The 11,559-nt window shown below is 67.4% G+C and carries 12 protein-coding genes; 9 read left to right on the top strand and 3 right to left on the bottom strand.

What is annotated here, in order from left to right; genetic code table 11:
- The first annotated feature begins 65 nt into the window (after window positions 1-65).
- Entirely contained in the window at window positions 66-512 is a 447-nt protein-coding gene (locus EDD30_RS39760; protein WP_084556539.1) for a TnsA-like heteromeric transposase endonuclease subunit, read from the top strand.
- On the opposite strand, the gene EDD30_RS04485 is transcribed toward EDD30_RS39760, so the two are convergent.
- Window positions 454-1,128: a TetR/AcrR family transcriptional regulator gene (locus EDD30_RS04485; protein ID WP_071806514.1), complete on the bottom strand. Its 675-nt coding sequence runs from the start codon at window positions 1,126-1,128 to the stop codon at window positions 454-456. The genes EDD30_RS39760 and EDD30_RS04485 overlap by 59 nt on opposite strands.
- Window positions 1,129-1,305: 177 nt before the next feature.
- Here EDD30_RS04485 and EDD30_RS04480 point away from each other — a divergent pair, with 177 nt between their 5' ends.
- The 5 genes from EDD30_RS04480 (at window position 1,306) to EDD30_RS04460 (ending at window position 5,605) form a co-directional block, all read left to right on the top strand.
- Window positions 1,306-2,277 carry an NAD(P)-dependent alcohol dehydrogenase gene (locus EDD30_RS04480; RefSeq protein WP_071806513.1) on the top strand — a complete coding sequence of 324 codons (972 nt, stop codon included), beginning with the start codon at window positions 1,306-1,308 and terminating at the stop codon, window positions 2,275-2,277.
- Window positions 2,278-2,369: 92 nt separating this feature from the next.
- Entirely contained in the window at window positions 2,370-2,846 is a 477-nt protein-coding gene (locus EDD30_RS04475; protein WP_071806512.1) for a DUF6326 family protein, read from the top strand.
- 362 nt (window positions 2,847-3,208) lie between these two features.
- Entirely contained in the window at window positions 3,209-4,627 is a 1,419-nt protein-coding gene (locus tag EDD30_RS04470) for a tyrosine-type recombinase/integrase (protein WP_244945558.1), read from the top strand.
- A complete protein-coding gene (locus EDD30_RS04465) occupies window positions 4,624-5,151 on the top strand; it encodes a DUF6262 family protein (RefSeq protein ID WP_084556538.1) in 528 nt (175 codons plus the stop codon). The genes EDD30_RS04470 and EDD30_RS04465 overlap by 4 nt, the downstream gene beginning before the upstream one ends.
- A gap of 118 nt (window positions 5,152-5,269) precedes the next feature.
- On the top strand, window positions 5,270-5,605 hold the full coding sequence (locus EDD30_RS04460) for an ATP-dependent DNA ligase (protein ID WP_071806511.1): 336 nt from the start codon (window positions 5,270-5,272) through the stop codon (window positions 5,603-5,605).
- Between the two features lie 12 nt (window positions 5,606-5,617).
- On the opposite strand, the gene EDD30_RS04455 is transcribed toward EDD30_RS04460, so the two are convergent.
- The gene (locus EDD30_RS04455; RefSeq protein WP_170208248.1) at window positions 5,618-7,726 is read right to left on the bottom strand and encodes an ATP-binding protein; all 2,109 of its coding nucleotides are present in this window, start codon (window positions 7,724-7,726) and stop codon (window positions 5,618-5,620) included.
- Between the two features lie 217 nt (window positions 7,727-7,943).
- Here EDD30_RS04455 and EDD30_RS04450 point away from each other — a divergent pair, with 217 nt between their 5' ends.
- Window positions 7,944-8,516, top strand: coding sequence for an RICIN domain-containing protein (locus EDD30_RS04450; RefSeq protein WP_084557005.1), 573 nt, complete (start codon window positions 7,944-7,946; stop codon window positions 8,514-8,516).
- Here the strand turns inward: EDD30_RS04450 and EDD30_RS04445 are convergent.
- Window positions 8,501-8,941, bottom strand: a complete 441-nt coding sequence (locus EDD30_RS04445) for a helix-turn-helix domain-containing protein (protein WP_123678067.1) — start codon at window positions 8,939-8,941, stop codon at window positions 8,501-8,503. The genes EDD30_RS04450 and EDD30_RS04445 overlap by 16 nt on opposite strands.
- A 505-nt stretch (window positions 8,942-9,446) precedes the next feature.
- On the opposite strand from EDD30_RS04445, the gene EDD30_RS04440 reads away from it, so the two are divergent.
- A complete protein-coding gene (locus tag EDD30_RS04440; protein WP_084557267.1) occupies window positions 9,447-9,941 on the top strand; it encodes a peptidase inhibitor family I36 protein in 495 nt (164 codons plus the stop codon).
- A gap of 35 nt (window positions 9,942-9,976) precedes the next feature.
- On the top strand, window positions 9,977-11,416 hold the full coding sequence (locus tag EDD30_RS04435; protein ID WP_143162965.1) for a S1 family peptidase: 1,440 nt from the start codon (window positions 9,977-9,979) through the stop codon (window positions 11,414-11,416).
- The last annotated feature ends 143 nt before the right edge of the window (window positions 11,417-11,559 follow it).

Below are 11,559 nucleotides of genomic sequence, written 5' to 3'. Positions count from 1 at the left end.
CCGTCAAGGTCCAGCACGACGTGGTTGCCCCGACCCCCGATCCACTGATGACGCTCGGATAGGGCATGAGACTGCGGCGCGACCCGTTGGGCCGCGCCGCATCAGGTGGGGAAGTTACCTGGGCGCCGGACTACTTCGCGCGGCTCGTCGACGGCCGCGGCCTGGTTGTGGACTGCCGACCGGCCGACCGAATCAAGCCGCGCGACGCGGCGGCGTTCGCCGCGACGCACACGGCGTGTGAGCTGGTCGGCTGGGAGTACCGACTGGTTGACGCGCCGGAGCCGGTGTTGGTGCGCAATGTTCGCTGGCTCGCTGGCTACCGGCACCCGCGCTACCGGATGCCGCAGACGGTGACGGCGCTGCGCGAGGTGTTCGCCGAGCCGGCGCCGCTGGAAACCCCCTTATGGCTCGGAACTGCGGTGCAGTGGGCCGCGCGACGGTCCGTGAGCGTCGCTATGCGGAGGCTCTCAGGGGCTCGAGGGCGGCTAGGACGAGGTCGAGGCCGAAGATGAACTCCTCCGCCGGGTCGTAGCCGGCAGCCACTAGCGCCGCGGCGGACTCGTTGAGGAAGGGGAACTCGTCAGGAGGAAGCTGGGGCAGGAAGACGTCCTCGGTCATGTCCGCGAACTCATCGGCGGTGTCGAACTGCAGGCTGGCTTCCTGCAGGGCGAAACCGTAGACATAGCTGTTGAGCAACCAATTGGCGTGCGTCGCCATCACGACCGAGAAGCCAGCCCTCCGCAGGCAGGCGGTGACCGCTTCGCGGTGGCGGAGGTTCGCGGGCCCCGGCGATGTCCGCGACTCCATCAGGGCGATCGCCCACGGGTGGCGTGCGAGAACCTGTCGGGCGGATACCGCCTCCCGTCGCATCGCCGACTGCCAGTCGGCCTCTTCGGGCGGGAGCTCGATCTCCTCGAACACGACGTCGATCATGGCGTCCAGCAACTCCTCCTTGCTCGCCACGTAGTGGTAGAGCGACATCGCGCCCGCGCCGAGCGCGCCAGCCAGCCGGCGCATGCTCAGCCCGTCGACCCCCTCGCGGTCAGCGAGCCGGACCGCCTCGGCCACCAACCGCCGCTTGCTCAGCACCGCGTCTGACGCGACCTGGCGTTGTTCCCTCGCAGACACGGTTCTCCTCGCTACCTCGAACGGCTTGACAATCGTACAGCGTACGGTCATCGTACAGTGTACGACGTACGGTGTACGAGTCTGCGAGAGTTGCGGCTCGGACGTGAGGAGGCTTCCGTGGGAATCGAACAGCGATCGAGTGCCGGAGCCGGGTCGAGTCAGGCCGGGCCGGCGACGATGCGGGCCGCCGTCCACCACCGCTACGGGCCGCCCTCAGTGCTCGAGTCGTCCGCCGTCGGGCTGCCGCTGCCCGGTCGAGGCGATGTGCTCGTCCACGTGGGCGCGGCCTCGGTGCACCCTGGCGACTACTTCGTCATGACCGGTGTGCCGTACGTGGTGCGCCTGGCGTTCGGGCTCCGCCGGCCGCGTCACGGCATCCCTGGCAGGGACCTCGCCGGCGTGGTGACAGCGGTCGGGAAGGATGTCACCGCTCTCCGCCCCGGCGACGAGGTGTTCGGCTGGAGCACCGCCGGAACGCTCGCGGAGTACGCCTGCGTCCCGGCGGACAACCTCGTGTCCACGCCTGCCAACCTGTCGGTCGTGGACGCGGCAGCGGTGCCCACGTCGGCCATGACGGCGTTGCAGGCATTGCGTGACATCGCGAAGGTTCGACCGGGCCAGACGGTGCTGGTCACGGGCGCGTCGGGCGGTGTGGGCTCCTTCGCCGTGCAGATCGCCAAGGCTTTCGGCGCCGAGGTGACGGGTGTGTGCAGCACCCGCAACGTCGACTTGGTCCGGTCGCTCGGTGCCGACCACGTCGTCGACTACACGAGGACCGACTTCACCCGCACCGAGAAGCGCTACGACGTCATCCTCGACAACGTGGAAGCGAAGCCGCTGGCTGCTGTCCGCCGAGTGCTGACGCCCACCGGCACCCTCATCCCGAACAGTGGACGCGGCGGCCGCTGGCTCGGCCCCCTCGGTCGGATCGTCAAGGCGCGCGTGCTGTCCGGGTTCACCCGTCAGCAGCTGAGGCCCTTCACGTCGGTCGGGAAGCGCCAGGACCTGCTCACCCTGGCCGAACTGGTCACGACCGGGCAGGTCACGCCCGTCATCGACCGCACCTACCCCCTCGACGAAGCAGCCGACGCCCTCCGCTACGTCGCGGCCGGCCATACCCGAGGGAAGGTCGTCGTCACCGTCGGATGACCGGACCGACGAGAACGACCCAACCGTGCGTATGCACGCCCAGACCTGCCGCCACTTCGGCGGACGGACCGCTCCTCTCGAAAGAAGAACCGATGACCATCCGAACGAACACCCCGAACGTGCTCGACAACCCGCCGATCCCCGTGCAGGCCAAGCTCGCCGCCGCGTGGACCAGCTTCATGTTCTTCTACATCTACGTCGACTACTTCCACCTCTACAAGCCTGGCGCCCTCGACGACATCCTGGTTGGCGTCGTCTTTGAGTTCGACATCAGCTCGACGTTGTTGACCACTTTCCTCGTGTCCATGTCGATCCCGATCCTGATGGTGGTGCTCTCCATGACGCTGCCCGCCCGGGTGAACCGCGCCACGAACCTCGTCGTGGCATCGCTCTACATCCCCTACTCGGTGATCAACGCGGTAGGGGAATCCTGGGAGTGGGCCTCCTTCTACGGCCTCTCCATCGGACTCGAGGTGCTGCTCCTGGCCTTCATCCTGCGCTCCGCCTGGACATGGCCTCGAACCCCCGCCGTCCCAGCCGGTCCCGCGACGACCGACCTTCGACAGTAGGTATCCGTGTAGAAGCGCCTCGGAAAGTCCTACGGCGTGAAGCCCGCCGCCGCGGACACCGCCGACTGTGACCAGCTCAGTCGCGGTATGCGCCTAGAAACGGTCCGGTGTGCACATGCCGAAATGCTCAGAAGCCCACCGCTTGGGCAGTTTGGAATCGCGCTCAGTGATCATCACATTTCCGCAATGGACATCGGAATAATTCACTGCCTGCGTGGCGCGGCCAACGACGCCACCATGACCGTTCGCCGGGCGCCATGTCGCTCGAGTAGAAGCCACGAAGCCCCGCAAATCGTCCCGAAAAGGCAAACATGAATCAGGATAAGACGTCCTCTAAGGTCTTACGTGACCACGTGAACTCGATGGCGCTGCTCTCCGAGAGCCTGCGGCTGTATCGCCGTGACTCGGGCGCCGAGCCCAGCGAGCTGGGGCGCGGCGACATCCTGGCGTTCCTGACCCGCCTCAGCCACCTCCACCAGACCGGCACGCTCACCGCGACCCAGCACGTCAAGATCGTGCGACACGTCAAGGCCGTCCTGACGACCTGTCGCGACGCCGGGCTCACCAAACCGGAAAAACCCATGGCCGGGTTACCGGGCGAGTTCTCGATACGCCGCGGCGACCTCCCAGCCACCCCCCCCGGCAAGCAGTCCTGGCGGGCGCTGCCTCCCTCCGTCTTCCATGCCCTCATCGCGGGGCTGCCGGAGCTGGAGAAACAGATCGCGCGGGAGTTCCGCGTGGCCGTGGAGCTTCTCATGGACACCGGGCGCCGGCCCGACGAGATCTGCCAGCTACCCCTGCAATGCCTAGACCAGGACGCCGACGGCAACGACGTGCTGGTCTACACCGACTTCAAAGCCAACCGGATCGGGCGACGCCTCCCGATCACCGCCAGTACCGCCCAGTTGATCCGCGATCAGCAGCAGCGCACCCGAGACCGGTTCCCGAACATCCCTGACCGGCAGCTGGTCCTGCTGCCCGCCAAGCAGCGCAACTCGCATGGCGCCCGAGCGATCAGAGCGACGACCCTCACCCAGGCGCACCGGCTACGGGTCGACAGCCTTCCCGCACCGACGCTGCCCGACGGCACCGCCTTTCCCCGCGAATACCTCGTCCCCTACGCCTACCGCCACAGCTACGCCCAGCGGCACGCCGACGCCGGCACCCCCATGGACGTCCTGCGCGATCTCATGGGTCACCGATCGACCGAAACCACGCAGATCTACTACCGGATCACCGAGAAGCGCACCCGCAAAGCCGTCGACCAGCTCGCGGCCCACCAGTACGACGGCACCGGCCAGCATCTGGCCCGAGAAGTCACCCGGCTCCTCGACAGCGAACGCGCCCGCCGCGGCGTCGGCCAGGTCGCCGTCCCGTTCGGCGTCTGCGCCGAACCCTCCACCGTGAAAGCCGGCGGCACCGCATGCCCCTACCGCCTGCGATGCCTCGGCTGCGGCCACTTCCGCACCGACGCCTCCTACCTCCCCGAACTACGGAGCTACCTCGACCGGCTCCTCGCCGAACGCGAACGCGTCCTCGCCACCACCGACCTCGACGACTGGGCCCGCGCTGAAGCCACCCCCAGCGACACCGAGATCACCAAAGTCCGCCACCTCATCCGCCGAGTCGAAACCGACCTCGCCAACCTCACCGACGAAGAACAAGCCCACATCAAGCTCGCCTGCGCCACCGTCCGGCAAGTCCGCCAACACGTCTCCCTCGGCATGCCCAGCGTCCTCGCACCCACGGCCGATCTACCCGGACCAGGCCGGCGCCCATGAAGGCGGCCCGTACCGCGCTCGCCGCAGCCCGCGCCGGCGACGCCGCCCGGCGCCACGACCGGGTACAGCAAGCCCTCACCGCCCTCACCGAGGCCGCACACGACATCACCGTCTCCTCCGTGGCACGAGCCGCCCGCGTCCACCACTCCTTCATCTACCGCCATCCGGAGCTACGCGCCGCTGTTGAGCAAGCCCAACGGAACACGGCCAGCCCAACAGTCGGCGCCACCTCCGCAGCTTGGATACACACCGAGCTGGCAAACGCCCAAGCCCAGAACGCCCGCCTCGTCAAGCAGGTCAAGCTGCTGGAGAACAGGCTCTCCGACGCGCTCGGCGTCCAAGCCCACCAAGTCAGCGGCATCGGCGCCCCAGACAAGACCGCCCAACTGGAATATCGGTGCCTCGAACTCGAACAACGCGTCCGCGACTTAACCAACCAACTCGAAGAACGCACCGATGAACTCGACGCAGCCCGAGCAGCCAACCGCAACCTCATGACGCTGCTCAACCGGTCACCGAGTTGACCTCTGGAGGCCGTCTCACTGCGGACACCACCGCGCAACCAGCATGAAGTCAATGAATTCGCTGCTCACGGCCACTCCGTCGCGACTAGCGTGAGATCCCCTTTGCCAAGGGACCGTCATGCTGCACTGGCCCGTCGATCCCGTCAGCGCGGCCTCTGTCAGGTTGCTTCCTGAGCCGGGCCACACGCCGGTGGTCTACGAAATGAAGTGGGACGGCTTCCGCGCGATCATCTGGCGGACTTCCGATGGCGTGCGCATCCAGTCTCATAAGGGCACCGACCTTACCTCCTATTTTCCGGATCTCACCGGTCCGCTAACAGCGGCTCTACCAATGAAGATCGTGATCGATGATCATCACAGCTTCAACAACGCCGTCGCGGACGCCTCTCCCACTGCTGCCCAGCACTTAGCTGTCCCGTGGCAGGCTTCCGGCGTACTCCGGTCGGACCCCTGAAGGTGCCGAGGTTCACGGCAGGGGAGTGAGGCGGAAGCTGGTGGCGTCCGCGGCTGACGAGGCGGTTGCCTCCAGTAGGCCGGTGTATCTGCGCGGGCCGTTGCGGCGGGCTGACAGGTAGTGGTTGCGGCCGATCGAGAACAGCGTGACCTCGCCCTCGGTGGCCGGGACGGCCTTCAGCCATTCGTACGGACCCTTGGTGGCTGCGGACAGCCGCAGCGCCGCGTCGCCCGGCAATCGCGGCCGCGTCGACACGAAGCGCTTGTTCGCGGCGAACCCTCTCAGCAGGAAGTTCTCCGGCTGTCGCGGGAGGCGGCATATCTGGAACTGCTCCCAGGTGCCGTAGGTGTCGGGACGCGTCCTGGCCCGCAACAGTCCCGCGTCCAGCCCCTGGTAGCCGTCTTCGGCGGCCACCAGCAGACCGGTCCGCACGTCGAGTAGCCCCACGGCGTCTCGGTCGCAGCGCAAAGGGTCGATCATCGATGCGCCGCCGGCGACGGTGACCAGCGTCAGCAAGCCGACTAGAACCGACGACAGCCAGCGCCGGCGCAACCGGTGGCGGCCCTGACGATACGTCTCGGCCGCGTCGTGGCGGATGCTCTCGTCGACGAACCGGCGCTCCAGCGGGCTCAGCGCCGACCGCCACGACGGCGACGCGGTCCACTGCCGGGTCTGCGCCAGCCGGTTGCCTCGGTAGAGAGTGCCCTGGTCGTACCCGAGTTCCTGCCAAACGGCCGCGGAGTCCGCGAGGTGCCGATGCGCGCGCAGCGTCGCGCGGTCCTGCTCCACCCACCGTCGCAGCCGCGGCCATGCCCGGATCAGCGACTCGTGCGCCAGTTCGACGCTGCCGTGGTCGGTGGTGAGTAGCCGCGCATCCACCAGCCGGTCGACCAGATCCGCCGCGTCGATCTGCGAGCGCGGCACCCGCCGGCCCCGCACCCCATCCAGGTCGTCGAGGTCGATCATCCGCAGCAGCAGCCGGCGAACCGCCGTGCGCTCCTGGTCGTCGAGGCCGCGGTAGACGCCCTCGGCGGTCGCCGCGACCGCGCCGTCCACCCCGCCCGCCGCCTGGTAACCGTCCAGCGTGATCGTGGTGCCGCGACGCCGCCGCCACGCCTCGAGCAACGCGTGCGAGGCCAGCGGAAGCGCTCCGGGCCGGCCCGCCACCTCGGCCACGATCGTGGAGACCAGGGCGCCCTCGATCCGCGCCCCGACGCGGTCGGCCGGTTTCACGACGGCCTCGCGCAACTCGGCCGGGCTCATCCCGCCTACCAGCAGCTGTCCGTCCTGCATCGCGGCGAGCAGGTCCGGGTACTCCGCGAACCGCGGGTAGTGATCGGCGCGTACCGCCAGGACCACGCGTGTCCTGCTGTCCGCCCGGCACAGAGCCACCAGGGCGGCGAAGAAGGCCGTCCGCTCACCGTCCGGTACGGAGGCCGAGAACACGTTCTCGAACTGGTCGACCACCAGCAGCAACTCGGCGGTCTCCGTGAGCAATGCCTGCCGCACCACCAGCTCGGCGTGTGACGGATCCTTGGTCAGGTCGTCGAGCAGCGCACCGGCCGGGACCCGGGCCAGGACGGCCAGATGCAGCGCGAGATCGGTCAGCGGGTGCTCGCCCGCGACCATCAGGACCGCCGGTTGGGACATGGACGCCATCAGCCCGGCCCGCACCAGCGAGGACTTGCCGACGCCCGACGGCCCGAACACCACGACCAACCGGTGCTGCGACACCCGCCGCACGAGGTCAGCGACGAGCTGCCCCCGCCCGAAGAAGAGCTCGGCGTCACCCTGCTGAAAGGGCGCCAGCCCGACGTACGGCGGGGAGCCGTCGACGGGCTCACCCGGCTCGGGACGGTCCGCCCCCGCGAGTACGCGCCAGCGACCCTCCCACTCCGCGACGTCACCACCGCACGCCCGGACATACGCCCGGGTCACCTGCAGCGTCGGCAACTTACGCCCGGCCGCGGCCGCCGCGAGCGTCGCCGCGGAGAAGTTCGCCAGGACAGCCAGCGACCGGTACGACGGACTCCCCGCCTTCTCCCGCAGCTTTCGCAGACCGGCCGCGAACTCGACGAGCGGGTCACCGGTGTCACCTAACGCACGCTCAGGCCGCGGCATATCCACCCCCGTGAGTTGTCCAGCAGTTGTCCGACCCATTGTCCAAACAGGGCAGTCGGAAGCAAGACAACTTGTCAGCCGCTAGACAGAGACCTGAGAGACAGCCGCTCTAGCAGCAGGAGGGAACCGGGATGCTAGACGTACGGAAGTACGTAGCGCGAATTCCAATATCGGTCAATGTGACGGGGATCGAAGGCAGCCGCCAAAGGGAGGGATCATGAAACGGATTTTGTCGCTCATTACTACAGTGGTGCTTGCCTCGGGAGTTGCCGTAGCCCTGTCCACCATGCTGACCGGCCCCGCGGCGGCCACTCCAGCGCCCGGCCCGATCCCGCGTACGGTCGAGCGCGCGCAGGCATCGGCGTTCGCGGGTATTCAGCTGCGCAACGCCAATTCGAACCTTTGCCTGGTATCGCGCGCCGGCAGCGGCGAACGCCCGGTGGTGCAGAGCACGTGTGCGAACCCACCCACGTACTGGGCGGACCAGTACTGGGAGTACATCTACCCGGATCGGCTCAACAACCCTGGATACGTTCGAGTCCGTAACGTGGCACTCGGCCTGTGTCTCACCGCCCGAGGGGCGGCTGAGACTGCTGCGGTGACCACCACATGCGGCAGCGGATGGGCTTGGCCGGATCAGATTTGGCGGCTGACGTACGTGCCGCGGTGGAACGCCGACCGGATCCAGAACCTCTCCTCCGGCAACTGCCTGGCGGCCCGCGGCAGCGGAGAGTCCCTCGCCGTCGTGACCACGTGCAATGACGGCTGGATCGATCAGCACTGGCGGTAGGGGCCGCTCGGCCTTCGTCGGCGGCCGCCGATCGATCGCCCGCAGCCACATGATGGACACCGGCTGCGCCCAGCTCGGGCAGCTGGTGTTGTCGAGCAGCCGGCCCAGCCGTGGGTAGAGCGTTCGGCGGGGCCGTCGACGGGCTCACTCGGCTCGGGACGGTCCGCCCCCGCGAGTACGCGCCAGCGACCCTCCCACTCCGCGACGTCACCACCGCACGCCCGGACATACGCCCGGGTCACCTGCAGCGTCGGCAACTTACGCCCGGCCGCGGCCGTGGCGAGCGTCGCCGCGGAGAAGTTCGCCAGGACAGCCAGCGACCGGTACGACGGACTCCCCGCCTTCTCCCGCAGCTTTCGCAGACCGGCCGCGAACTCGACGAGCGGGTCACCGGTGTCACCTAACGCACGCTCGGGCCGCGGCATATCCACCCCCGTGAGTTGTCCAGCAGTTGTCCGACCGACTGTCCAAACAGGCCGGTCGGAAGCAAGACAACTTGTCAGCCGCTAGACAGGGAACTTCAACACATCGACGGGCCGCGGACTCTGCCGCGACGGGCGGCGGCATCCCTGTCGAACCCGACCTCGCCGGCGAGCCGGCCCTCCAGCCGCGGTCAGGAAGGAACACACAGGGAGCAGATTATGAAGGTCAAGCGTGCGAGCAAGAACGCGGCGGTCATGGCCGCGGCCGCGTGCTGCATCGCCGTCGCGGCACAGCCCTACTCGACTTCCGACCGTTGCCGCATTTGAAGAGCATCGGCTCGACGCGCCTGTACCGGGCCGCACGACGGGGCCAGCCACCCCGGCCGAAGCCGGTGCTCGCGAGGGCGATCAACTCCCGTGGCTCGCGCCCTTGAACGACCGCCAGCCGAAACGCGACCTCGTTGTCGAGCCTTCACTGGTCTACACAAGATGAACGGTAGGAGAAGCTATGAAAGTCAAATCAATGGTACGCGGCTGGGGCCGCCACCTCGTGCTCGGAACAACCCTTGCCATTACCGGGGCAGTGGCCATCGTCTACATCGCTGGCCCAGCCCGGGCGGCCGAGTCCCGGATGCTGATCGGTGAGGGATGGCAGAGTTGCCCGGCCGGATACGTCTGCCTCTGGGCCTTCTCCGACTACACCGGCAGGGGATACGCCTTCTTCAACAGCGAAGTCGACTACGCAACCCTGCCCTCCCCGTTCAACGGCATCCAGGATGACTCCCGGTCGTTCTACAACAATGGCAACACCAGCGACGTCAGATTCTACCGCGCCAATCAGTTCGGCCAAGACTGGCTAGAACTGTGCAAACAGACCGGCATTCCGAAGCTTCCACCTACCACGGATCTCCCCACAACGAGCGCGCTTCCCGGCGCGGACACTGAGCCGGGCCGCGGGTGGCTAGACGTCGTCTCGAGCCACCGATTCGGGGAGTGGTGCTAATGCGTACGGTTGCGTTCGGCGGCACAGCCGCCGCGATGGTCCTCGTCACGCTGATGTCCAGCAATCAGGCGTTGGCCGATCCCATCACCGTCCCGGCACCAGAAGCGACTCCGGTCTCCGACGTGCAGCGGGCTCGGGAATCCATCGACTACCTCATGGCCACCTACCAGGTGTCGCAGGACGAAGCGTTGCGGCGTCTTCGGTTGCAGGAGCGGGCGGACGACTTGGTGGACGCGGTCCGTGCATCGGTGGGCGAGGAGTTGTTGGACTTCCGGATCGATCAGAAGGACGGCGGCAAGTTCGTCTTCCTCACCAGCAAGCCGGACATCGCCAGTCGGGCGCTCGCGTCGGTTGGCGGCGGCTCCGCCGATGCCGAGGTGGTGCGGAGCAAGCATTCGGCGGCGGAACTGGAGGCCGCCAGATCCGCCGTGGCGAAGCGGCTATCCGACAAACCCGCCGTCGAAGTATGGACCGACCCGGCGACGGAAACCATCCGGGTCAGATATTCGGGTACGGACCGGCGGACCGCTTCGCAGGTGCGGACGTCGGCCGGAAGAGTGGCGGGCGACGACGACGTCGTCGTCGCTGTCGACACTTCGGGACCGCCGCCGAGGGGCGAGCAGAAGTTCTGCGACAGCCCGCTGAGCTGTGGCCAGGGAGCCGCCGGCGGCATGCGCATGCACATCCGCCGGGACGACGGCACGTGGGGCTCGTGCACCGCCGGTTTCAACGTGCGCGGCAGCAACGGCTGGGTCTACCTGCTGACCGCAGGGCACTGCGTGGAAGGCAAGCACAAGAAGAAGCGTCAGTACGCCTACCACGCCGGCCTCCCGCTGGTGTGGGAGAAGGCCAGGGACGGATTTGACGAGCATGATCCGACCGCACCGACGGACAGCCGGTACTTCAAGAACGATCCGGGCGGGAATTTCCTCGACTACGCACTACTGCCGTACCAGACCGACGGCATGAACTGGAGCAGCTACTGGTCCAACGGACGCACCGCGCACAACCACGTCGTGTCCCAGTGCGTGAACCCCTTCGCCGACGGGTGCGTAGGAGGAAACTTCGGGATTACCGACGTCGTCCGTGATTGGGAAAGCGTTCCGGTGGGAGCCGTGCTGTGCGCCACCGGCACCGGCACCGGCGTCCTCTATCCCGAGAACGTCGGGTACACCCATGGCACTCGCTGCGGCATCGTCCAGAACAAGACCATGAACGACTATTCCAACGAGGGTGGCGGGAGAGGCATCAAGGTAGATATCTGTGGTCGCCCCGGTGACAGCGGCGGGCCCTTGTTCAGCCAGCTCAGGGGCAGGGCTTACGGCATTCTGTCAGGCGGGCCCCCGGAATCCGGCCCGTGCCGGACGAATGGGCCGCCCGAGTACGGCGTCTACTCGTTGGTAACGGACGCCCTCGCCGACCTCAAGGAACGAACCGACATCACCTTCAATATAATCACGACGGTCAACGGCTAAGCTGATCAATTGTCCGGATGCGCAGACGCCGCCTGACGGCGTCCCTGAAACGGCACATAGATGATCAGCGAAGTATGGGCCGGAAGCAAGACAACGGGCCTGCGTCACTTATAGGGGTACCGGTAGTTTCCGGCCCAAAACAA

Source organism: Couchioplanes caeruleus, from assembly GCF_003751945.1.
In the GTDB taxonomy this organism is placed as follows: Bacteria; Actinomycetota; Actinomycetes; order Mycobacteriales; family Micromonosporaceae; genus Actinoplanes; species Actinoplanes caeruleus.
This window is presented reverse-complemented; position numbering and strand designations above follow the sequence as displayed.